Source organism: Janthinobacterium sp. HH104 (genome assembly GCF_001758715.1).
GTDB lineage: Bacteria > Pseudomonadota > Gammaproteobacteria > Burkholderiales > Burkholderiaceae_D > Janthinobacterium > Janthinobacterium aestuarii.
In genome coordinates this window covers 56,815-79,857 of the sequence record NZ_LRIB01000050.1, presented here as the reverse complement: position 1 = coordinate 79,857, position 23,043 = coordinate 56,815, and the positions used below count along the sequence as shown (strand labels likewise).

At 64.8% G+C, this 23,043-nt stretch carries 12 protein-coding genes; 7 read left to right on the top strand and 5 right to left on the bottom strand.

The features are described from left to right. Positions 1–39 precede the first annotated feature (39 nt). Both mfd and JAB6_RS23715 read right to left on the bottom strand, forming a co-directional pair. Positions 40–3,483: a transcription-repair coupling factor gene (gene mfd, locus JAB6_RS23720; protein ID WP_070305021.1), complete on the bottom strand. Its 3,444-nt coding sequence runs from the start codon at positions 3,481–3,483 to the stop codon at positions 40–42. Between the two features lie 87 nt (positions 3,484–3,570). Next, the gene (locus JAB6_RS23715) at positions 3,571–4,515 is read right to left on the bottom strand and encodes a 5'-nucleotidase (RefSeq protein ID WP_070305020.1); all 945 of its coding nucleotides are present in this window, start codon (positions 4,513–4,515) and stop codon (positions 3,571–3,573) included. A gap of 340 nt (positions 4,516–4,855) precedes the next feature. On the opposite strand from JAB6_RS23715, the gene JAB6_RS23710 reads away from it, so the two are divergent. From JAB6_RS23710 to JAB6_RS23695, 4 genes are all read left to right on the top strand, one after another. Further along, positions 4,856–6,637 (top strand): methyl-accepting chemotaxis protein, encoded by a 1,782-nt coding sequence (locus tag JAB6_RS23710; protein WP_070305018.1) that lies wholly within the window; start codon positions 4,856–4,858, stop codon positions 6,635–6,637. A 356-nt stretch (positions 6,638–6,993) separates the two neighbouring features. Continuing rightward, positions 6,994–8,589: a methyl-accepting chemotaxis protein gene (locus tag JAB6_RS29890; RefSeq protein ID WP_070305017.1), complete on the top strand. Its 1,596-nt coding sequence runs from the start codon at positions 6,994–6,996 to the stop codon at positions 8,587–8,589. Beyond that, positions 8,589–9,488 carry a bifunctional diguanylate cyclase/phosphodiesterase gene (locus tag JAB6_RS23700; RefSeq protein WP_070305015.1) on the top strand — a complete coding sequence of 300 codons (900 nt, stop codon included), beginning with the start codon at positions 8,589–8,591 and terminating at the stop codon, positions 9,486–9,488. The genes JAB6_RS29890 and JAB6_RS23700 overlap by 1 nt, the downstream gene beginning before the upstream one ends. Positions 9,489–9,539: 51 nt before the next feature. Then, the gene (locus tag JAB6_RS23695; protein WP_070305013.1) at positions 9,540–12,326 is read left to right on the top strand and encodes a winged helix-turn-helix domain-containing protein; all 2,787 of its coding nucleotides are present in this window, start codon (positions 9,540–9,542) and stop codon (positions 12,324–12,326) included. A gap of 3 nt (positions 12,327–12,329) precedes the next feature. Here JAB6_RS23695 and JAB6_RS23690 read toward each other — a convergent pair whose 3' ends face one another. Together JAB6_RS23690 and JAB6_RS23685 are read right to left on the bottom strand one after the other, a co-directional pair. Further along, on the bottom strand, positions 12,330–13,250 hold the full coding sequence (locus JAB6_RS23690; protein ID WP_070305012.1) for a lipase secretion chaperone: 921 nt from the start codon (positions 13,248–13,250) through the stop codon (positions 12,330–12,332). A 10-nt stretch (positions 13,251–13,260) separates the two neighbouring features. Beyond that, positions 13,261–14,175, bottom strand: a complete 915-nt coding sequence (locus JAB6_RS23685) for a triacylglycerol lipase (RefSeq protein ID WP_070305010.1) — start codon at positions 14,173–14,175, stop codon at positions 13,261–13,263. A 361-nt stretch (positions 14,176–14,536) separates the two neighbouring features. On the opposite strand from JAB6_RS23685, the gene JAB6_RS23680 reads away from it, so the two are divergent. Then, positions 14,537–15,193, top strand: a complete 657-nt coding sequence (locus tag JAB6_RS23680; RefSeq protein WP_070305063.1) for a TetR/AcrR family transcriptional regulator — start codon at positions 14,537–14,539, stop codon at positions 15,191–15,193. 58 nt (positions 15,194–15,251) lie between these two features. Here the strand turns inward: JAB6_RS23680 and JAB6_RS23675 are convergent, their stop codons facing one another. Next, positions 15,252–17,579, bottom strand: a complete 2,328-nt coding sequence (locus JAB6_RS23675; protein ID WP_070305009.1) for a penicillin-binding protein 1A — start codon at positions 17,577–17,579, stop codon at positions 15,252–15,254. A 211-nt stretch (positions 17,580–17,790) separates the two neighbouring features. On the opposite strand from JAB6_RS23675, the gene JAB6_RS23670 reads away from it, so the two are divergent. Both JAB6_RS23670 and hepB read left to right on the top strand, forming a co-directional pair. Continuing rightward, positions 17,791–20,058 (top strand): OPT family oligopeptide transporter, encoded by a 2,268-nt coding sequence (locus tag JAB6_RS23670; protein ID WP_070305007.1) that lies wholly within the window; start codon positions 17,791–17,793, stop codon positions 20,056–20,058. Between the two features lie 167 nt (positions 20,059–20,225). After that, positions 20,226–23,039 carry a heparin/heparin-sulfate lyase HepB gene (hepB, locus tag JAB6_RS23665; protein ID WP_070305006.1) on the top strand — a complete coding sequence of 938 codons (2,814 nt, stop codon included), beginning with the start codon at positions 20,226–20,228 and terminating at the stop codon, positions 23,037–23,039. Positions 23,040–23,043: the final 4 nt, after the last annotated feature.

The following is a 23,043-nucleotide window of genomic DNA, read 5'->3' as shown; positions in this document are numbered from 1 at the left end:
TTGGTCATGGGACAGTCCTGCATAAATGGTCGAAATGGTCTACACCGTCAATTGCTTGATGGTGGTCTTGATCTGCGTCACGCGCGCGGCCAGGTCCGGCATGGCGGCCGTGATTTTCAGCTTGTCCTGGCCATGCAGTTTGATATGGCGGTTTTTCTGGATCAGGTCGATGATGCGCATCGGATCGATCGGCGGCTTGGCCATGAACTGCAGGGTGGCCGCCTCGCCATGCACGTCGATCTTGACGATGCCCACGGTTTTCGCCGCGATGCGCAGGCGGTGCGTCTCGACCAGCGCCTTGACGGCGTCGGGCAGCTTGCCGAAGCGGTCGATCAGCTCTTCCTGGATATCGTCGATCTTCTCTTGCGTGGCGCAATTGGCCAGGCGCTTGTAGATCGACAGGCGCTCGTGCACGTCGCCGCAGAAATCGGCCGGCAGCAGGGCCGGCACGTGCAGGTTGATCTCCGTGGTCGACGCCAGCGGCGCGGCCAGGTCCGGCTCCTTGCCCGCTTTCAGCGAGCGCACGGCTTCGTTGAGCATGTCCGAATACAGCTGGAAGCCGATTTCCGTCATCTCGCCCGACTGGCTCTCGCCCAGCACTTCGCCGGCGCCGCGGATTTCCAGGTCGTGCATGGCCAGGTAAAAGCCGCTGCCCAGTTCTTCCATCTGCTGGATGGCGTCCAGGCGGCGCTGCGCCAGCTTGGTGAGGCCTTGCACGTCGTGCACCAGCAGGTAGGCGTAGGCCTGGTGATGCGAGCGGCCCACACGGCCGCGCAGCTGGTGCAGCTGCGCCAGGCCGAACTTGTCGGCGCGGTGCATGATGATGGTGTTCGCTGTCGGCACGTCGATGCCCGTTTCAATGATCGTCGTACACAGCAGAATATTGAAACGCTGGGCGACGAAGTCGCGCATGACTTTTTCCAGGTCGCGCTCGTGCATCTGGCCGTGCGCCACGGCGATGCGCGCCTCGGGCAGCAGTTCCGTCAGCATGGCCAGGCGGTTCTGGATGGTTTCCACCTCGTTGTGCAGGAAGTAGATCTGGCCGCCCCGTTTGAGTTCGCGCAGGCACGCTTCGCGGATGATGGCTTCGCCTTCGCTGCGCACGAACGTCTTGATGGCCAGGCGCTTTTGCGGCGCCGTGGCGATGATGGAAAAGTCGCGCAAGCCTTCCAGTGCCATGCCCAGGGTGCGGGGGATCGGCGTGGCCGTCAGGGTCAGCACGTCCACTTCCGCGCGCAAGGCTTTCAGCGCTTCCTTCTGGCGCACGCCAAATCGGTGTTCCTCGTCGATGATGACGAGGCCCAGGCGCGTGAACTTCACGTCATCGGACAGCAGTTTATGCGTGCCGATGACGATGTCGATGGTGCCGTCGGCCATGCCCTTGAACGCCTGCGTGATTTCCTTGCCACTGCGGAAGCGCGACAATTCCGCGATGCGCACGGGCCAGTCGGCGAAGCGGTCGGCGAAGGTTTGCGCGTGCTGCTCGGCCAGCAGGGTGGTGGGCGCCAGGATGGCCACCTGCTTGCCGCCCATGACGGCGATGAACGCGGCGCGCAGCGCCACTTCCGTCTTGCCGAAGCCGACGTCGCCGCAGACGAGGCGGTCCATCGGTTTGCCCGAGGTCATGTCCTTGATGACGTTGTGGATGGCCTCGGCCTGGTCCGGCGTCTCGTCGAAGCCGAAGCTGTCGGCGAAGCGCTGGTAGTCGTGCGACGAGAATTCGAACGAGTGGCCCTGGCGCAGCGCGCGGCGCGCATACAGGTTGAGCAGCTCGGCGGCCGTATCGCGCACCTGTTCGGCCGCGCGCTTCTTCGCTTTTTCCCACTGGCCCGAACCGAGCGAGTGCAGCGGCGCGTCTTCCGGCGACGCGCCCGAATAGCGGGAAATGACGTGCAGCTGCGACACAGGCACGTACAGTTTGGTGTCCTTCGCGTATTCGAGATGCAGGAACTCCGTCTCGCCTTCGCCCAGGTCCATGCTGGTCAGGCCCATGTAGCGCCCGATGCCGTGGTTGATGTGCACGACGGGGTCGCCGATTTTCAGCTCCGACAGGTCGCGCACCATCGACTCGACCTGCGTCACGCCTTCCTGTTTCTTGGTGCCGACCCGGCGGCCGGAACCGGCGTACAGCTCCGTCTCGGTGATGAAGGATAAATTTCCGTCCGGCGTAAACAGCTCGAAGCCCGCGTGCAGCGGCGCCACGCCCAGCATCAGCTTGGCGTCGGATTGCAAAAAGCCATCGCTGCCTTCCACAGGCGTCAGGTGCAGATCGTATTCGCTGAAGTACTGCTGCAAGGTTTCGCGGCGGCCGTTCGATTCGGCGCAGATCATCACGCGGCGCCCCGATTGCAGCAAATAGCTGCGCAGGTTGGCCAGCGGATCGTCAGCGCGGCGGTTGACGGCGATGTTCGGCACGGGCGCCGACAGTTCGGACGCCAGCGCATCGTTCGACTTGGCGATCGCCAGGCGCGCATACGGCTTGGCCAGGCCGAAGAACTGCTCGTCGGACAGGAACAGCGATTCGGGCGGCAGGATAGGCCGCTCGCGGTCCGCCTTCAGGAAGCGGTAGCGCGACTGCGTATCGGTCCAGAAACGCCCGATGGCAGCGTCAATCTCGCCTACCAGAGCCAGTGAGGCGTCGGGCGGCAGGTAGTCGAACAGGGTGGCCGTCTGCTCGAAGAACAGGGGCAGGTAGTATTCGATGCCGGCCGAGGCGATCCCGCTGCTGATGTCCTTGTACACGACCGAGCGCGATGGATCGCCTTCGAACTGTTCGCGCCAGCGGTTGCGGAAGGTGGTGCGCGCCGCTTCGTCCATGGGGAATTCGCGGCCCGGCAGCAGCCGCACTTCATGCACGGGATACAGCGAGCGCTGGGTGTCGGCGTCAAACGTGCGGATGGTCTCGATGGTGTCGCCGAACAGATCCAGGCGGTAGGGCAGGGCCGACCCCATGGGGAACAGGTCGAGCAAGCCGCCGCGCACCGAGTATTCGCCCGGCGACATCACTTGTGATACATGGCTGTAGCCGGCCAGGGTCAGCTGCGACTTCAGGCGCGCTTCGTCGAGCTTTTCGCCCTTCTTGAAGAAGAAGGTGTAGGCGGCCAGGAATGATGGCGGCGCCAGGCGCACGAGCGCCGTGGTGGCCGGCACGATCAGCACGTCGCACTGGCGCGTCTGGATTTCGTGCAAGGTGGCCAGGCGCTCGGAGACCAGGTCCTGGTGCGGCGAGAACGCGTCGTAGGGCAGGGTTTCCCAGTCCGGCAGCAGATGGCAGCGCAGTTCCTTGCCGCCAAACCACGGGATTTCATCGAGCAGGCGCTGGCCGTCGCTGGCCTGCGCCACCACCACGGCCAGCATCTGGCCCCGCGCTTTCAAGGCCAAAGCGGCCAGCGCCAGGGCATAGGCGTCGGATGAACCATACAGGGCGGGCAACGCATAGCGGTTGCCGGGCTTGGGGAGGGCTTTTGTTAAGTCTAAGGACATGCAGGCGATGACACTAGTGGCAGAGGCAGTTGAATGGGACAGCTGTGGTGCGCGCCGCGCCGCCAGTGACGGCGCTGACAGGCAGGATTATAGACCATCGCCCGTGCGCATATTCGCGACACCGAAAGGAACATGCACCATCGGGATGGTGCCGCCCGCCGATTTGAGGTGGCTCAACTGGTCGTCGAAGAAGATATGCGGCTTGAACACGGCCAGTACGCGCGACTTGTCCATGCCGCCGAGGAAAAACGTCTCGTCGGCCGCCACGCCCCAGCTTTTCAGGGTCGTCACGACTCTCTCGTGCGAAGGCGCGTTGCGCGCCGTGATGATGGCGATGCGCAGGATCTTTTTATAGCCGGGGTCGCGCCGCTGGGCTCTTTCTTCCAGGCGCTGCATGGTGGCCAGCTTCTGGAACAGGCCGGCCAGCGGTCCGGGGCGGTGCGGCGTGCCCACGTTCAGGGTTTCATGGGCGTGGAATTCATCGACGTCGTTGTTGCGCTTGAAGACGGTTTCCGCTTCGTCGTCGGCGATCACGCCGTCGAAATCGAAGGCCACGCGCAATTCCTCGTCGTCCTCGTCGTCTTCCGTGCGCGACGGCAGCACCAGGCCGGCCGGGTAGTCGCAGGCCAGCGCGCTGCGCACGTCGCCTTCATTCGCGCTGAGGAACAGCGAAGCGTTGAAGGCGGGCAGGTAGGGGTAGGGCGACTTGCCCGTCATGAAGGCGGCGCGCGAGATATCCAGGCCGTAGTGGACGATCGAGTGCATGACGCGCAAGCCCGTTTCCGGCGAATTGCGCGAAAACAGCACCACTTCCACGGGCGACTGGCGCGGATAGTGCTTGTTGATGTTCAGGAAACGGCGGATGAAGGGGAAGGCCACGCCGCGCGGCAGGACCGTGTCGATATGCGTTTCCTGGTACTTGCGGTACTCCTCGGGACCGTTGTCGAGGTAGACCTGGTGCGATTCGGCCAGGTCGAACAGGGCGCTGGAAGCGACCCCGATCACCAGTTTGTGTTCGATAGGATAAGCCATGGTCTGCCTGTTGTTTGCTTGTTGCTCATCTTATACGACTATCAACTGCGTAGCCAATAGTGAGGCACGGGGATTTTTTGCACCAAAGCGGGGCGCCCTGTCATTTTTTTTGACCGCTGTGCAATACGCGCCACAGTAAAGAAATAAATCTTGTCTTGTATCAAGTATTTGACAGCCAGCACGCTTGTTTTCCACTATGCTTCCACTTATGAAATCTCGCCAATTGTAACGAAGCGTACGCCCTATCCCCGCCACCTTTATACAAGTGTCAGCTGTTTTACTCGAACATGCCAGCCCCGACTTCGCCAGCAGTCTTCGTGACTTTATAAAGGACCTAGCCATGTTTAAGAATTTACTGATCAAATGGAAGCTGGCGACGCTTGTCGCCGTGATGATGACGGCCTTGCTGGTGGTGGGCGTCAGCGGCTATTCGGGCATCGCCACCGTCGGGCGCGCCGTCAATGAAATCGGTGTGGTGCGCCTGCCATCGATCCAGGGCCTGATGATGATGAGCGAAGGCCAGACGGCCGTTGCCGCCGCCACCCTGACGGCCGCCATGTATGAAAACAATTACCAGGCACAGGACAAGTTCGCGGAAGCGCTGCAGCTGCGCACCAAGGCATGGACGAATATCGAGGCGGGCCGCAAGCTGTACGAGCCGCTGCCGCAAACCCCCGAGGAAGCCGTGCTGTGGCAGCGCTTCCAGGGCGAGTGGGCGGCCTGGAAGGGCGATGACGACAAGGTGCGCGCCATCTTGCGCCAGCTGGCCGACAACCGCGACGAGCCGCGGCAGAAAGAGTTGTTCGCGGTGTTCTACAAGCAGTACCAGGATTCGCGTGCGCTGTTCGGCAAGGCCGAAGGCACGCTCAACGAAATCATCAAGCTCAATAACGGCGTGGCCGATGCCAGCGTCAAGGACGGCAGCGCGGCCGTGATCCGCTCGGAAAGCCTGATGGTCATACTCGGCTTGCTGGCCTCCGCGCTGGGCATCGGCTGCGCCGCCTACATCACGCGCGCCATCACCCAGCCGATCAACGCGGCCGTGAAGGTGGCGCAGACGGTGGCTTCGGGCGACCTGACGAGCCAGATCGAGGTGCACACGACGGAAGAAACGGGCCAGCTGCTGCGGGCGCTCAAAGACATGAATTCCAGCCTGGTCAGCATCGTCGGCCAAGTGCGCAGCGGCACGGAGACCATCGCCACGGCGTCGTCGGAAATTGCCAGCGGCAACCTGGACCTGTCCTCGCGCACGGAAGAGCAAGCCAGTTCGCTGGAAGAGACGGCGTCGTCGATGGAAGAACTGACGTCGACCGTGCGGCAGAACGCCGACAACGCCCAGCAGGCGAACCAGCTGGCGCTGAACGCCTCGGGCGTGGCGGTCAAGGGCGGCGCCGTGGTGGGCAAGGTGGTCGAGACCATGGACGCCATCAACGACTCGTCGCGCAAGATCGTCGACATCATTTCCGTCATCGACGGCATCGCCTTCCAGACGAATATCCTGGCGCTCAACGCCGCCGTGGAAGCGGCGCGCGCGGGCGAGCAGGGACGCGGTTTCGCCGTCGTGGCCACCGAGGTGCGTAATCTGGCGCAGCGTTCCGCAGCCGCCGCCAAGGAAATCAAGACGCTGATCGGCGACTCCGTCGTGGCCGTCGACACGGGCAGCAAGCTGGTGGCCGAGGCGGGCAGCACGATGGCTGAAATCGTCGCCAGCGTGCAGCGCGTGACGGACATCATGGCGGAAATCAGCCTGGCCACGCAGGAGCAAAGCTCGGGCATCGACCAGATCAACCAGGCCATCGGCCAGATGGACCAGGTGACGCAGCAAAACGCGGCCCTGGTGGAAGAGGCGGCCGCCGCGGCCGAATCGCTGCAGGAGCAATCGGGCCAGCTGGCCCAGGTGGTCAGCGTCTTCAAGCTCGATGGCGCGCAGGCGCCTGCCGCGCACGCAAACGCAAAGCCGGCCGCGCCGCGCACCGTGGCGGCCAGCGCCGCGCTGAAGCGTCCGGCACCGGGACAAGCTTCGCGCCCCGTATCACACCCCAATTCGGGCCGCCCGGCCCTGCACGCCGTGCCATCCCAGCGCCAGAGCGCGCCGCGCGACGACGAGTGGGAAGTGTTTTGATCGATTGACGGCGCCCGCATGCGCTACCGGACGGCCGCCTTGCGCGGCCGTTTTCACATGCGTGCGCAGGGGCGCACTCCGGTTCGAACTGCGGTTACTACTTACTAAAAAAACAGCGTTATTAAAATAGCTGTTTTGCCATCTAAGCAAATCTTTGCAAAACTTAACGCGACATTGCTTGTGAGATAACTCACACTGCCAGCCGTACCGCCCTTGTTCCCGCCTCGGCCACATCCCGGCTGACCCTTCCGCCTGCTGCGTCCGGCCATACCTGGCAGGCGGCAGCCATTGCCGTCAGCCTTGCATGCGAGCCCGGCACGATGACCGATGTACCACACTGAAGGATGCGAATAAAGATGGCAAATATGAAAATCGGCACGCGCTTGCGCTGTGCCTTTGCATTGTTGACCTTGCTGCTGCTGGCGACCGCCGTGCTGGGCATGCTGCGCCTGTCCAGCCTGGAACTGCGCATGCGCGACGTGATCGATGACAAATATCCGAAAACCGTGCTGGCCAACGATATCATCAAGAATGTCAACATCATCGCGCGCTCCTCGCGCAACCTGCTTTTGATGACGGAGCCGCAGCAGCTGGCGCAGGAACGCGCCACCATCGCGAGGGCGGGCGGCGACACGGAAAAAGGACTGGCGCAGCTGGAAAAGGCGGTGCAGTCGCCGCAGGGCCGCGAGCTGATGGCGGCCGTGACGCAGGCGCGCGCCGCGTTCAACGGCGGGCGCGACAAGGTACTGGCCCTGCTGGAAGAGGGCGCGCGCGATGAAGCGACCGGTTTGCTGCTCGGTACGGTGCGCGGCGAGCAGCTGCGCTACATGGCGGCGCTGGAAAGCCTGATCGCGTACCAGCATGCGCTGATGGAGGAGGCGGGCGACCAGGTGCATCACGAATATACGACGGCGCGCAACATGATGCTGGCGCTGAGCGCGCTGGCCGTGCTCTTTTCGCTCGTCACCGCCTGGCTGGTCACGCGCAGCATCGTCGATCCGCTGCGCCATGCCTTGAACGTGGCGCAGACCGTGGCCGCCGGCGACCTGACGTCGGCCTTTGGCCGTCACGGCGGCGATGAAACGGGCAAGCTGCTCGACGCGCTGTGCATCATGAACGGCAACCTGCTCGACATCGTGCAGCGCGTGCGCAGCGGCACCGACACCATCGCCACGGCCTCGTCGCAGATCGCGGCCGGCAATATCGACCTGTCCTCGCGCACGGAGGAGCAGGCCAGCTCGCTCGAACAGACCGCATCGGCCATGGAGGAACTGAGTTCCACGGTGCAGCAGAACGCGGACAATGCCCGCCATGCGAGCGTGCTGGCCGTCGAGGCGGCGAACATCGCAGGCGCTGGCGGGCAAGCCGTGGGCCAGGTGATCCATACGATGGACGCCATCAGTGCGTCGTCTGCGCAGATCGCCGACATCATCGGCGTGATCGACATGCTGGCCTTCCAGACGAATATCCTGGCCCTGAACGCAGCCGTGGAAGCGGCGCGTGCGGGAGAGCAGGGGCGCGGCTTTGCCGTCGTGGCAACGGAAGTGCGCAACCTGGCGCAGCGCAGCGCGGCGGCGGCGCGCGATATCCGCGCCCTGATCGCCACCTCGACGCAGCAGGTGGACGCGGGCGCGGCGCTGGTTGCGCAGGCCGGCGCCACGATGCAGGAAGTGGTGGCGGCCGTGGGGCGCGTGAGCCAGATGGTGGCCGACATCACGGCGGCCAGCGCCGAGCAAAGCACGGGCATCGGCCAGGTCAGCCAGGCGGTCGTGCAGATGGATGAAGTGACGCAGCAGAACGCGGCCCTGGTGGAGGAAGCGGCGGCCGCATCGCAATCGCTGGAAGGCGAGGCGGCGAATCTGCTGCAGGTGGTCAGCGTGTTTCGCCTGCGCCAGGGGCCGGCGGTTCTGGCGGGCCGCCCTGCGCCTGCCGTGCCGCGCCTGCTGGCTTAGTGGCGCGCCTGGCAAGGTTCTGGCACGGCGCGCTGGCGCTGCTGTGCCGGGCGCCGGTGCGCAGCCGGGAGTTGCAGGGGCGCCTGGACAGGGCCATCGTCGACGGCGAATTCTGCTTTCATTACCAGGGCAAGTTCGATACGGCGCGGCTGTGCCTGGTCGGCCTGGAAGCGCTGCTGCGCTGGAACCATCCGCGCCATGGCCTCGTCTACCCGAACGAATTCATCGGCCTGGCCGAGCGGACGAACGCCATCGCCGCGCTGGGCAACTGGGGCATCGACGCGGCTTGCCGTCAGCTGGCGCAGTGGCGCGCGCAGGGCCTGCCGGTGGTGCCGGTCGCGGTGAATGTCTCGGCGCGCCAGCTGTGCCAGCCGCAGTTACCCGACTTCGTGCTGGGCTGCCTGCGGCGTCACGCCATTCCGCCCGGCCTGCTGGAGCTGGAAGTGACGGAAAGCTGCTGCATCGACGATATGGCGCAGGCGACGCAGGGATTGCGCCGGCTGCGCGCGCTGGGCCTGTCCATTTCGCTCGACGACTATGGCACCGGCCATTCGGGCTTGAGCCATGTCAGGATGCTGCCGATTCACACCATCAAGATTGACCGCTCCTTCATCCACGACCTGGGCAGCGGTGGCAGCGCAGATTGTGACACTGTCATCGTCGCCTCGACCATTGCGCTGGCGCGGGGCCTGGGCTTGCAGGCGCTGGCCGAGGGCGTGGAAAACGGTGAACAGCTGGCGCAGCTGCGGCGGCTGGGCTGCCCCCAGGTACAGGGCTTTTACCTGCACCGCCCGGCGCCCGCGGCCGACGTGGCCGCGCTGCTGGCCGCTGGCGCGCCGGCCGGCCCTGTAACAGTGCCGAAACATGGCGCCATGCGGCATGGCGCGGATGCTCAGTAGAATATGGCCACTGCAAGCCGCGTGCTTTAACACCTACTTCCCCACGCAAGAATGATAAACAGTCCTGCCCCGGCCTATGTCTTCGGCCCGTTTCGCCTTTTGCCGCTGGAGCGCGTGCTGTTCGAGGGCGAACGCGCGCTGCGCCTGGGCAGCCGGGCCATGGACTTGCTGCTGGCCCTGCTGGAGCGCGCCGGCGACATCGTCGACAAGCATGAACTGGTGGCCATCGTCTGGCCCAATGCCGTGGTCGACGACGCGACCTTGCGCGTGCATCTGGCGGCGCTGCGCAAGGCGCTCGGCGACGGCCGCGATGGCCAGCGCTACATCACCACCATTCCCGGGCGCGGCTACGGCTTCCTGGCGCCGCTGGCGCACACGGGCCGGCCGGCGCCCGGTGCGGCAGGCGCCGAGCCGCGGCACAACCTGCCCGTCATGCTCACGCGCATGCTGGGTCGCGCCGAGGTGCTGCAGACGATGGCCAACCAGCTGCTGCAATTGCGCCTGCTGTGCATTGCCGGCCCGGGCGGCATCGGCAAGACCACGCTGGCCGTCGCCCTGGCCACGCGCGTGCTGCGCCGCTATGCCGACGGCGTGTGTTTCGTCGACCTGTCGCCGCTGGACGAGGGCCGTCTGGTGCCGCTGGCGCTGGCCACGGCGCTGGGCGTGGCCGTGGCGGCCGGCGATGCCATGCCGGTGCTTCTGGCCTACCTGCGTCCGCGCCACATGCTGATCGTGCTCGATAACTGCGAGCATGTGATCGGCGCGGCCGCCGCGCTGGCCGACGCCTTGCTCAAGGGTGCGCCGCTGCTGCACGTGCTGGCCACCAGCCGCGAGCCGCTGCGCCTCACTAGCGAGCAGTTGCAGCGCTTGCCCGCGCTGGAATTGCCGCCGGCCGATGCCGTGCCCGATGCGGCGGCAGTACGCCATTTCGCCGCGGTACAGCTGTTTTGCGAACGCTGCGCGGCCGTCGACGATGCTTTCGTGCTGGCCGACGCCGACGTGCCCGTGGTGGTGGACATCTGCCGGCGGCTCGATGGCATCCCGCTGGCGCTGGAGTTGGCGGCCGGTCGCATCGGCCATTTCGGCCTGCACGAATTGCGCCGCCAGCTTGATGACCGCTTTCGTTTGCTCACGCGGGGCGCGCGCAACATGCCCTTGCGCCACCAGGCCCTGCGCGCCACCCTGGACTGGAGCTATGGCCTGCTCGACGCGCAAGAGCGCCAGGTGCTGCAGGCGCTGAGCGTGTTCAGGAGCCGCTTCCGCCTCGAGTCGGCCAGCGCCGTGGCCGGATGCGACGTGTTCGACACCCTGGCCGACCTGGCGGCCAAGTCCCTCGTCAGCATCGAGTTTTGCGGCCAGCATGTGTATTACCGGCTGCTCGACACCACGCGTGCCTATGCCGGCGCGTTGCTGTCGGCGGGCGGGGATGCGGGCGCCGTGCTGCTGCGCCATGCGCGCCATTGCCTGGGCCTGGCCCAACGCATCGCGGCCGACTGGGGCAGCATGCCGCCGGCCAGCTGGAGCGCGCGCTACGGCCGCCATGTCGACGACCTGCGCGCCGCCATCGACTGGGCTTTCGGCGAGGAGGGCGACGTGGCGTTGGGCGTGTCCCTGACCCTGGCCGCGCAAACCCTGTTCTACCAGCTGTCGCTGATGGACGAATACCGCGTGCGCGTCGGGCGGGCGCTCGAGCGCATGGCCGCGCGTGGGCTGGACGACCCGGACAGCGAGATGCGGCTGCATGCCTCGCAGGCGCACCTGCTGCTGCATACGCAGGGCATCACCGGCACCATGCTGCGCTCGTTCCAGCACGGTTATGCGCTGGCCATGCGCACGGACGATGGCAGCCGCCGCTGTGAGGCGATTTGCGGCATGTGGATCTGCTGCCTGAAGCTGGCCGATTTCCAGCGCGCCGACAGTTACGCCACCGAGCTTGCCGTCCTGTGCGACGCGCGCGAGGCCCGCGATGACGCGCCGATGCGGCTGGTACTGGCGCGCATGCGCTCCGTGGGCGAGTATGTGCAGGGACGCTACGCGCAGTCGGCGGCGCTGGCGCGCATGGTGCTCGCGCATCCCGAGGGTGCCGCGCAGCTCGGCTTCAACAATGCCTTGCTGGCCGATCACCAGGTGTGCCTGCGCGGCACGCTGGCGCGCTGCCTGTGGATGCAGGGCCGCCCCGACGACGCACTGGCGCTGGCGCGCGAGGCGGTGACGGTGGGCTTCGAGCACAATGGCGTCACGCTGTGCGTGGCGCTGGCCATCAATGCCATTCCCGTCGCCCTGTGGTGCGGGCAGCGGGAACTGGCGCATGCGTGGATTTGCCTGCTGTGCGAGCACGCGGCCCGCTATGGCTTGCTGTACTGGAGCGCCTGGGGCGCCGCCTACCAGCGCCTGCTCGACGGGGGCGAGGCGCTGGCGCAGTTCCCCTGGCCGTCGGTGCGCAGCTGGCCGATACAGGTCGATCTGATGGCCACCCTGCACGACGCGGCCGCCGATAGCCAGGCGCTGCGGCGCGCGCGCATGGGCCTGGCGCCGTGGAGCGCGCCGGAAGTGCTGCGCCGCGACGCGCACCACCGCTGGCGCGCGCTGGCGCACGACGATGCGGCCGGCCTGGAAGCGGTGAGGGTGCAGTTGGAAGAGGCGCTGCTGCTGGCCAGGGGCCAGCAGGCGCCGGGCTGGGAGCTGCGCTGCGCCACCAGTCTGGCGGCCGTGCTGCAGGCGCAAGGCCGCGCCGCCGCCGCGCATGCCGTGCTCGCCCCGATCCATGCCGACTACCGGCAGGGGCGCGACACTTCTGACGTGATGGCGGCGGCGGCTTTGCTGGCGCGGCTGGCCTGAGCGCTATTCGTAGGCGCCCAGCCGGCGCTGTTCCTCCGGCGTGAAACTGGCGTCGCGCAGCTGCTGCAGGGCTGCCGCATCCTGCGCGCCGCCGGGAAGGCTGGCCTGCTGTGCCTTGGCAGCCTGGTACGCGATGATGCGCTGCTGCCACTGCGATTCCTCGCGGTCCAGTTCCGCCAGGCGCGCCGCCGCCGCCGGCGTGAAGGTGCTGGCGCGCAGGCGGTAGACTTCATTCTCGCCGCCGCCCTGTGCCCGCAAGGCCTTGACGGAGGCGTCCAGCTGCGCCACTTGCAGCGGCGCGTCGCGCGCGGCGCGCAGGGCCGGCGACATTTTCTGGTCCAGCGCGGCCAGTTGCGCCTGGCGCTGCGCTTCATCGAGGGACGCGTCGCCGAGGATGGCCATGCGCGCCACGGCGTCGTCGTCATACGCGTCGCTGGCGCCAAACAGGCCCGTGCTTTCCTCGGCTGTAAAGTAATTGCCGCGCAAGGCCCGCATGGCTTGCAGGCGCGCGCGCGCCGCCAGGGCCGCATCGGCTTGCGCCGGCAAGGCCTGTTCCGCGCCGGCCAGCGCCTGCTTGTAAGCCAGGTAAGCGCCCAGCAGGCGTTTGGCTTCGCGGGCGGGCACGGGCGCCAGGCGCTTGTCGAGTTCCGCCTCGATCTGGCTGCGGATGGCGGCCAGCGGCTTTTCGCCGAGGCCCGCCAGGTAGTAGTCGAACAGGTGGGCCAGTTCCGCGTCGACCACCAGCTTGTCGCCGGCGGCCACCGTCACGTTGCCGTCGGGCCGGGTGCCTTCCATCGAGCGCACGAACGCGAACAGGTCCGGTTCCGCCTTTTCCGGCGGCGGGGCGGGCGCCTCGCCCGGGCGCAGCGCCAGGTACAGGGCCAGCGCCGCCAGGCTGCCGCCGAAGATCCATTTCGCGTACATGCGCTTCTCCTTACAGTCCCAGGCCTTGCAGGCGGTTCGCTTGCTGGCGGAAGACGGTGACGGGGCTGGTCTCGAACAGATTGACGATGCCGACGAACTGGTTGACTTCATCGAGGTGGTTCATGGCGTAGTCGTCGCGGATTACCTTGCCCAGGTGGCTGGAGCAGCTGCTGACCAGGCCATCGTTCTTGGCACCGCCGAAGGCCAGGCTGATGGCTGCCAGTGCCGGGTCGCCCACGTCGAGCACGTTCGTGTACGGTTGCGCGCCGCTCCAGGAAAAATAGTGCACGCCTTGTACCTGGTACGCGCCTTCGCCGCAGGCGGAGGTGGGCACACCTTGCGGATGGCGGCTATTAAAAGCGAGCGAGCCGGCCGTGGACAGCGACGCCAGCGAGGCGCCCGCGTTTTGCGGCAAGCCCTTGTTACCCGACAAAATGCCGATCAGGGAGGCCAGCGCATTGCCCAACGCGTTGCTGGTGTTGGGAATGGCGCCGCTGAGGATATCGGCCACCTTGGAGCCTTTGTTCACGCCGGCCACGCTGGTGACGGACGCCACCAGATCGGGGCGCACGGAAGCGACATAGCGGGCCGTGGGGCCGCCGTGGCTATGGCCGATCAAATTGACCTTGGCCGCCCCCGTGGCGGCGAGGATTTGCCGCACCTGCGACAATAGCTGCTCGCCGCGCACTTCCGTGCTGTTGGCGGCCGACACGGTGGTCACATACACTTGTGCGCCGCCGCTGCGCAAGGCGTCGGAGACGCCATAAAAATAGTCGACGGGACCGAGCTTGTCGAAGCCGAACAAGCCGTGCACGAGCACGATCGGGTACTTCGTTTGCGTGTAGCCGGCGGCGCTGGCGCTGCCGGGCAGGATGGCGAGGGTGAACAGCAGGGTGGATAGCAGTTGCCAAAAGCGAGTCTTCATTTTGTCTCCGTTATTTGAATAATATGGAAATGTCGATGCTGTAGCGGTGAACCGTGCACTCCTTGCATTCTCGATGCATTAAAAATAGCGAGCGCTCGGTTTTTTAAATGTAGCACCGCTCGATGTAAATTGCATTTGAATTGCATGATGCAGCGCAATAACTGTGGGTATTTGGCGTGGCTTATGCGCCCATTGCATAGTTGAAAAGTAAAATAGTTGTTTTCCTGAGCTATAATCGGCCCCGCATCAGCCGTCCCGCCGTCTTGCAGTGCCTTGCCCAGGCATTGCATGGATATCGCTCTTACACCGTTATTTGGGAATGCACTTGTCGACCCATTTTAATTTTGAACAGTTTCAGCAGATGACGCCTTTAAATGGCGAAAACATCTGGGAATATATTCTTGACCGCCACGCGGAACGTATCGGCGTCAAGCGCCGCAAGCCGGCGCTGGAAAATCTTGAACGCATCTTCGTCGCCACCTTCCGCCTGGCCAATGACGTGGGTTTTCGCGCCATGAGCTTGCGCGACCTGTGCCGCGAGACGGGGCTGTCGATGGGCGGCCTGTATGGCTACATCACCAGCAAGGATCAACTGGCCGAAATGATCGAGGACGTGGTGCGCCACGCCACGCAAGCCTTGCCGCAGCTGTTCGTCGACGTGAAGTCGCCGCTGGACCGCCTCGAAGCGATGATACGCTCGTCGATCTACCTGTCCGAAGTGCTGCAGCCGTGGTTTTATTTCGTCTTCATGGATTCGCGCGTGCTGCAGGTCGAGCAGCGCAGCATGGCGAAGAATTCGGAACTGTATGTGCAGACCCTGATCGCGGCCACCATCGCCGAAATCGAACCGAAGCCGCAGGGCGATCCGACCTTGCTGGCCGCGCACTGCCTGGCCCTGTTCCAGGACTGGTACGTGAAACGCTGGAAGTACCGCGCCGCGAAGGTCAATGTCGACGATTTCGCCGATAGCGTCGTCAGTACGGCGCGCGGGTATTTGAGCATGGTCAAGGCGCCGTAAAAACGCCGCCGACGGCGGCTTGTCGGGTTACGCCGTTCCGGCTAACCCGACCTACTGATCAGTTCGTGGTTTCTATGGGCAGCGTCTCCGGCACGGCCGCCGGATCCGTCGGCGTCTCCACGTCCATATCCAGCGTCTTGACCCCGTTCATGTCGATGAATTCATCGTACAGCCACTCGCCGTCGACCTGGCTCAGGCCCTCCGGCACGGCGCGCGTGATTTGCGGGCGCGTCGACAGGGCCGTGCGCATGTAGTCGATCCAGATCGGCATGGCCAGGGTGGCGCCGAATTCGCGTCCGCCCAGGGACTTGGGCTCGTCGTAGCCCATCCACGCCACGGCCACGATGCCGCCGCTGTAGCCGGCGAACCAGCCGTCGACGGCGTCGCTGGTGGTGCCCGTCTTGCCGGCGATGTCAGTCCGGCCCAGTTTTTTTGTCGCCGCCGCGCCCGTGCCCGTGCGCGCCACTTCGCGCAGCATGCTGTCCATCACGAAGGCGTTGCGCGGGTCGAGTGCCAGGGTCTTGTCGTCGTTCGGCGCGGGCGGCTTGGTCTGCATCAGGATGGCGCCCTTGGCATCGACGATGCGGTCGATCAGGTAAGGTTCCACCTGGTGGCCGCCATTGGCGAACAGGGCGTAGGCGCCCGCCATCTGCACGGGCGTGACGGAACCCGTGCCCAGCGCCATGGTCAGATTGTTCGGCTGGCGGGCCGGGTCGAAGCCGAATTTTTCCATGAAGTCGTGCGTGTACGACACGCCCAGCGCGCGCAGGATGCGCACCGAGGCCACGTTCTTCGATTGCGCCAGCGCATAGCGCATGGTGATGGGGCCGTCGAACTTGAAGTCGTCGTTCTGCGGCGCCCACACCTTGCCGCCCGCCTGCATTTCCAAAGGCACGTCATTGATCAGGGTGGCCGGCGAAAAGCCTTTTTCCAGCGCCGCCGAATACACGAACGGTTTCATCGCCGAACCGGGCTGGCGCCACGCTTGCGTCACGTGATTGAACTTTTGCAGGTTGTAGTCGAAGCCGCCCACCATGGCGTGGTAGGCGCCCGTGTCCGCGTCGAGCGAGACAAAGGCGGCGGCCACCAGCGGCACTTGCGTGATGGCCCAGTTGTCCTTGCCATCCCTGGTGATGCGGATCACGGCGCCCGGGCGCAGCTTGATGCCGGCGCTGGCCTTGGCGGACAGGGCGGGGGCGGCAAAGCGCAAGCCATCACCTGTGATCGTCTTGGCGTCGCCGTCGCCCGTGTCGGCCACCACCTTGCCGCTGGCCACGTCCGTGACGACGGCGGCGATCAGGCCGTCGCTGTCCGGGCGTTTTTGCAGCGCCGCGTCGATGGCGTCGTCGCGCTGCTCGGGATCGGCCGGCATGTCGATGAAGGTTTCCGGGCCGCGGTAGCCGTGGCGCTGGTCGTAGGCGATGACGTTGCGGCGCGTCGAGGCGTAGGCCGCGTCCTGGTCCGCTTTCAGGATCGTCGTGTAGACGCTGATTCCCTTGGTGTAGCTGTCCTCCTTGAACTTCGCGTAGACGGCCTGGCGCGCCAGTTCGGCCACGTATTCGGCGTGGGTATCGAAACCCTGCTTGCCGCGGCTATTGATATGCAGCGGCTGGGCCAGCGCTTGCTGGTACTGGCCTTCGCTGATGTAATCGAGTTCGCGCATGCGTTTCAAGACCAGCCGCTGGCGCGCGTGCGCCTTTTTCGGATTGCTGATCGGGTTGTGGCGCGACGGGTTTTGCGGCAGGCCCGCCAGCATGGCCATTTCCGCGATCGACAGTTCATTGAGCGGTTTGCCGAAATACGTCTGCGCCGCGCTGCCGAAGCCGAACGAGCGCTGGCCCAGGTACATCTGGTTCATGTACAGCTCAAGAATCTGCTCTTTCGACAGGGCCGACTCGATTTTCAGGGCCAGCATGATTTCGTTGAGCTTGCGCGAAGCGACTTTTTCGCGCGTCAGGAAGAAATTGCGCGCCACCTGCATGGTGATGGTGGAGCCGCCGCCGTGGCCGAAGCCGTGGCGCAGGTTCGACAGCACGGCGCCGCCGGCCCGCACGAAGTCGATGCCGTGGTGCTCGTAGAAGCGGCCATCCTCGATGGCCAGCAAGGCCTTCTTCATCATTTCCGGCACTTGCGCAATCGGCACGAAGTCGCGGTGCTCTTCGCCGAATTCGCCGATCAGCACATTGTCGGTCGTGTACACGCGCAGTGGTATCTTCGGCTGGTAGTCGGTGATGACGCCCAGTTCGGGCAGGCGGGGGCGCACGTACAGGAACAGGTAGGCGGCCAGCAGCAGGGCAGCGGCCAGCGCGGCGCAGCCGGCGATGATGAAGCCGCGCACGGTGGCGCGGCGGGAAGGCCAGGGGAATCCGGTTCGTTTGGCAGTCAAGGCAGTCTCACGTGAGCGTGCAGGGCACGGTGGCAGCGATTATAGACCAATGCGCCAGCCGTTCCGGCGCGGGCGGGTGCCAGGGCTGGCCGCCGGGACCGGGAGCAAAAAACCTTTTCATCGAAACGCGGCTGTGCGATAGTCTCGGCTTCAAGAAAATAGCCCGGGCGTCAATCCGGGCTGTTTATTTTTAAAAATTAAGGAAATATCCATGGCAAAAGATGCAACACCGAGCGTCGTGAAGCCGTACATTCCGGCCGATGCGAAGCTGCCCGAGATGACCTTCCGCGCGCTATTCATGGGCGTCATCCTGGGGATGGTCTTTGGCGCCTCCTCGCTGTACCTGGTGCTGAAAGTGGGTCTGACCGTCAGCGCGTCGATCCCCGTCGCCGTGATCGCCATCACCCTGTTCGGCCTGGCCAAGAAGGTGGGCGGCAAGGATTCGTCGATCCTGGAAAACAGCATCACGCAAACGGCCGGTTCGGCCGGCGAATCGCTGGCCTTCGGCCTGGGCGTGACCATGCCGGCCATTTTGATCCTCGGCTTCGACCTGGAAATCTCGCGGGTCATGCTGGTCGGTATCCTCGGCGGCCTGCTGGGCATCCTGATGATGATCCCGATGCGCCGCACCATGATCGTCGACCAGCACAAGGAACTCAAATTCCCCGAAGGCACGGCGTGCGCCGAAGTGCTCAAGGCTGCCGCCACGGAAGAATCGCGCATCGCCGCCGGCGAAAGCATCGAGAAGGATTCGGCCGCCGCGCTGGACGCGAAGCGCCGCGCCAAGATCATCTTCGGCGGTTTTGCCGTCGGCTTGCTGTACAAGGTGTTCAATATCTCGTTCAAGGGCTGGAAGGATACGCCGGGCGTGGAATTTGCCGCGCCGCTCAAGGGCGGCTCCATCGGCGCCGAGATTTCCCCTGAATTGCTGGGCGTGGGCTACATCATCGGCCCGCGCATCGCCGCCACCATGGCGGCTGGCGGCGTGCTGTCTTACCTGCTGCTGATCCCGATGATCAAGTTCTTCGGCGACAGCCTGACCACCGTGCTGTCTCCTGGCACCAAGTTGATCAGCGAAATGGGCGCGGACGACGTGCGCAGCGCCTACGTGCTGTACATCGGTGCGGGGGCAGTGGCCGCCGGCGGCCTGATTTCCCTCGTGCGCGCCATGCCCATGATCTGGCGCAGCCTGTCGGCCGGCCTGAAAGGCATCGGCAAGGGCGTCAAGAGCAATTCCACCTTGCGCACCGACCAGGACATCCCCCTGAAATGGGTCGTCATCGGCTGCCTGTCCATCATCGCAGTGATCACCTTCGCCACGCCGCTGCACATGAATTTCCTCGGCGCGCTGCTGATCCTCGTCTTCGGCTTCCTGTTCGCCACCGTGTCGTCGCGCCTGACCGGTGAAATCGGCTCGTCGTCGAACCCGATCTCCGGCATGGCCGTGGCCACCTTGCTGTTTACCTGCCTGATCTTCCTGATCATGGGCTGGACGGGCGGGCGTTACTATGTGACGGCCCTGTCGGTGGGCGCCATCGTCTGCATCGCCGCCAGCAATGCGGGCACCACCTCGCAAGACTTGAAAACCGGCTACCTGGTGGGCGCCACGCCGCGCCTGCAGCAATACGCGATTCTGGCAGGCGCGCTGTCGTCCGCGCTGATCCTCGGCCCGATTCTGCTGAAACTGAATGAAGCGAGCACCGTCTACGTGCCGGCCGCGCAAGTGGCGCCCGGCCTGACGGTCGATGCGTCGAAGCTGACGGTGACGGGCGAGCTGCATGGCCCGCAAGCCGATACCGACCACAATACGTATAAAGTCTGGCAAAAGACGGACACCGTGGGTGGCCCGGCCGGCAAGTATTTCGTCAAGGAAGATGGCCAGCTGGCTTACCTGGTCGATCCGGGCATCAACGGCCATTACAGCAAGCGTCCGGACGGTTCGGAAGTGAAGAAATACGATGCGCCGAAGGCCGTGCTGATGTCCTACATCATCAAGGGCATCCTCGACCAGCAACTGCCGTGGACCCTGGTGCTGTTCGGCGTGATGATCGCCGTGGTGCTTGAAATGGCCGGTATCCCGTCGCTGGCGTTTTCCGTCGGCGTGTACCTGCCGCTGTCATCGACCTTGCCGATCTTCGTCGGCGGCCTGGTGCGCTGGCTGGCGGACCGCCGCAACAACAAGCTGGAACACAACGCAAAGCTGAACGAGGAAGAGCGCCAGCTGGCGGGCGACCGCAGCTCGGGCGTGCTGCTGGCCTCCGGCTACATCGCCGGCGGCGCGCTGGCCGGCATCATCATCGCCATCACGGCCGGCGTGCTCACGCACTTCGACCAGATGATGGCCGACTGGGCCGAGCACGGCAACCCGTTCTACGCGGGCCTGCACTCGGACGCGCTGTCGCTGCTGCCGTATGCCGTCATCATCGTGCTGCTGTATATCGTGGCGCGCGAGAAGAAAGCGGGCAGTTCGCAGGCTTGATGTTTTACGCGCTCCAATGAAAACCGCCCGGTGTCATGACGATCCGGGCGGTTTTTTTTGCCCGTCGCCGGCCGGCTCAGGTATTTTTGTTATAAAAATGGAATCAAATATCGCCAAGTAGTGTATTGTTGTTGCTGTTTAAAATACAACAATCTGGAGTCCTCCTGATGTCCCCACTGCGACGCGGTTTTATCTCTTTTGCCTTGCTGGCAGCCAGTCCTGCCCTGCATGCCACGCCTTTTCCCGTCGAGGCCATGTTTGAGGCGGAAAGTACGGCGCCTGGCGCGCCATGGGGGCTGGAAAGCCAGGGCGGCAACGTGGTTTCCGGCGGCGGCTATCTGAGTACGCCGGCTGACCTGGCGCGTGCCGAGTCGCCAGGCGCGGCGGCGCAATTGTCGTACAGCGTGACCGTGCCCCGCGATGGCAACTATACGATCTGGCTGCGCGTGCTGGCGCCGGCGGCGAACGCCGCGTCCTTGTACCTGGCGGTCGACAATGGCGCCTATGCCAGTGCATCCGTGCCGTTCACCGCCGGCCAGCCACCGAAGTGGACCTGGCTGCCCGTCACGCGCTGGCTCGCCGCTGGCGAGCGCGAACTGAAACTCCAGTACCGCGAAGGCGGCCTGGGGATCGATTGCTTGCTGGTCACGGCGCTGGCCGATTTTGTCCCGCAAGGCTATGGCGTGTATCCGCTGCCCACCGTGCTGCCGCCCGCCGGCGAGCATCCGCGCGTGTTTGCCCGGGTGGGGGACCTGGCCGCGATACGCAGCCGTTTCGAGTCCGGCGCGCAGGAAATGGTGCAGCATCGCGCTGTCCTGAATGGGTTTGTCGCGGCACCGGCGGTGGTGGCGTTGCCCGTGTTCGTGCCTGGCGGCCCGGCCAGGAGCAACCACCAGGTCGATGCCGTGAGCGCGATCAAGGCGAAGGCGCTGTACTCTCTGCTGTACGAACGCGACGGTTCGCCGGCGCAGGCGCAGCGGGGCCGGGAAGCCGTGCAGATGCTGCTCGACTACCTGGCGGCCGTGCAGTTTGCGCCCGGCTACAATCACCCGAACGAGAAAGGCGATATCATCCTGGCCAGCGCCATGGTGTATGACTGGTGCTTCCATCTGATGAGTGCGCAGCAGCGCGCCTATGTCGTCGCGCGTTTTACGCAGCTGGCAGCCACGATGGAAATCGGCTTTCCGCCATCGCGGCAAGGCCCCGTCGTCGGCCATGGCAGCGACAACCAGCTGCTGCGCGACCAACTGTCGGCCGCCATCGCCTTTTATGACGAGGCGCCGCTGGTCTACAACATCGTTGCCGGGCGCTTCTTTGCCGACTATATCGCGCCGCGTAACTATGCCTACGCCGCGCAAGCGTATCACCAGGGTGCGTCGTATGGCACGGTGCGTTTCCTGGCGGATATGTACGCCGCATGGATATTCCGGCGCATGGGCGCCGCGCCCGTGTTCGATCCCGTGCAGCAGATGACGCCGTATCACTGGCTGTACACGCGCCGCCCCGACGGACAATGGATGCGTGATGGCGACGTCTATCACTCCTCCTACACCAACAGCAGGGAGTATTGGAGCGAACCGCTGGCCTTCATGCTGCCCGCCACCTACTACAACAATCCCACCTTGAAGCATGAGTATTTGAAGCAGTCGTTGCAGCCGTCGACCAGTTTTATCCACCCCAAGGACAGCATCTGGCCTATTCTGCTGGGCAATACGACCATGGGGAGCACGCCGAGTCCAGCTGCGTTGCCCTTGACCAAATATTTTCCGGATCCCGCCGGCCTGATGATCGCTCGCACGGGGTGGACCGATGGCATACATGTGGAGTCAGGCAATGTCGTGGCGACGATGAAGCTCGGCGGCGACTGGTTCGGCAACCACGAGCATTATGACGCCGGGCATTTTCAGATTTACTACAAGGGCGGCCTGGCCATCGATTCGGGCATTTATAGCGGCAGGGATGTGGCCGATCCCAGCATCCCCCTGGAATACGGCAGTGCGCACGACATGAATTATCACAAGCGCAGCATCGCGCACAACACCATGCTCGTGCATGACCCGGACGAGAATTTCGACGGCTATGCCAATGACGGCGGGCAGCGCTTCCCGGGCGACGAGCCGTCATCCGTGGCGGAACTGGCCAATGGCTACAAGGTGGCCACTGTCCTGCGCCAGCAGCAGGTCGGCGGCGCGGCCGGGGCGCCCGACTTCAGCTACATCAAGGGCGACCTGACGGCCGCGTACAGCAGCAAGGTGCGCCAGTTCCAGCGCTCATTCGTGTTCTTGAATCTCAAGAATACGGATCACCCGGCGGCCCTGATCGTGTTCGACAAAGTCAGCGCCAGCGACGCGGGGTTCAAGAAGACCTGGCTGCTGCACAGCCAGTTTGAGCCGCAAATCAGCGGCGACACGGTGCTCATCCAGCGCACGGACTGGGATTACAACAGCACCTTGCAGTACAACGGCAAGCTGATCAACCGCACCTTGCTGCCGGCGAATGCGCTGCTGGCCAAGGTCGGCGGCAGCGGCAATGAATTCAGCGTTGGCGGCACGAACTATCCTATCCAGCCTGAAGCCGATTATTCGACCGAGGAAGCGGGCGCGTGGCGGCTGGAAGTGTCGCCGCCGAGCGGGAACGAAACGGATGTGTTCCTGAACGTGATGCAGGTGATGGATGCCAGCAGCACGCTGCCTGCGCTGCCGACGACGGCCATCGATTCGGCCCTGCTGGCTGGCGTGAAAATCCAGGACCGCGTGGTGCTGTTTTCCAAAAGCGGCTTGCCGCTGGGCGGGACTGTCACCGTCGAGTTGCCGGCGCAAAGCGCATCCATGCAGGTGCTGGTGGCGGATTTGCAGGCGGGAAGCTGGACGGTGAGCAAGCGTGGCACGGATGGCCCCATCGAAGATGAGGTGAGTGACGGCGGCGGCACCCTGTATTTTGTTGCGAATGGAGGCGGTGTGTACGATCTGCAGCGCAAGTAGTCGC

Excerpts from the sequence above, each read along its gene's own strand:
- JAB6_RS23690 (WP_070305012.1), bottom strand. The coding sequence starts at position 13,250 with ATGTACGCGAAATGGATCTTCGGCGGCAGCCTGGCGGCGCTGGCCCTG.
- JAB6_RS23670 (WP_070305007.1), top strand. The coding sequence starts at position 17,791 with ATGGCAAAAGATGCAACACCGAGCGTCGTGAAGCCGTACATTCCGGCC.
- JAB6_RS23685 (WP_070305010.1), bottom strand. The coding sequence starts at position 14,175 with ATGAAGACTCGCTTTTGGCAACTGCTATCCACCCTGCTGTTCACCCTC.
- hepB (WP_070305006.1), top strand. The coding sequence starts at position 20,226 with ATGTCCCCACTGCGACGCGGTTTTATCTCTTTTGCCTTGCTGGCAGCC.
- JAB6_RS23710 (WP_070305018.1), top strand. The coding sequence starts at position 4,856 with ATGTTTAAGAATTTACTGATCAAATGGAAGCTGGCGACGCTTGTCGCC.
- JAB6_RS23715 (WP_070305020.1), bottom strand. The coding sequence starts at position 4,515 with ATGGCTTATCCTATCGAACACAAACTGGTGATCGGGGTCGCTTCCAGC.
- JAB6_RS29890 (WP_070305017.1), top strand. The coding sequence starts at position 6,994 with ATGGCAAATATGAAAATCGGCACGCGCTTGCGCTGTGCCTTTGCATTG.
- JAB6_RS23680 (WP_070305063.1), top strand. The coding sequence starts at position 14,537 with ATGACGCCTTTAAATGGCGAAAACATCTGGGAATATATTCTTGACCGC.
- JAB6_RS23695 (WP_070305013.1), top strand. The coding sequence starts at position 9,540 with ATGATAAACAGTCCTGCCCCGGCCTATGTCTTCGGCCCGTTTCGCCTT.
- mfd (WP_070305021.1), bottom strand. The coding sequence starts at position 3,483 with ATGTCCTTAGACTTAACAAAAGCCCTCCCCAAGCCCGGCAACCGCTAT.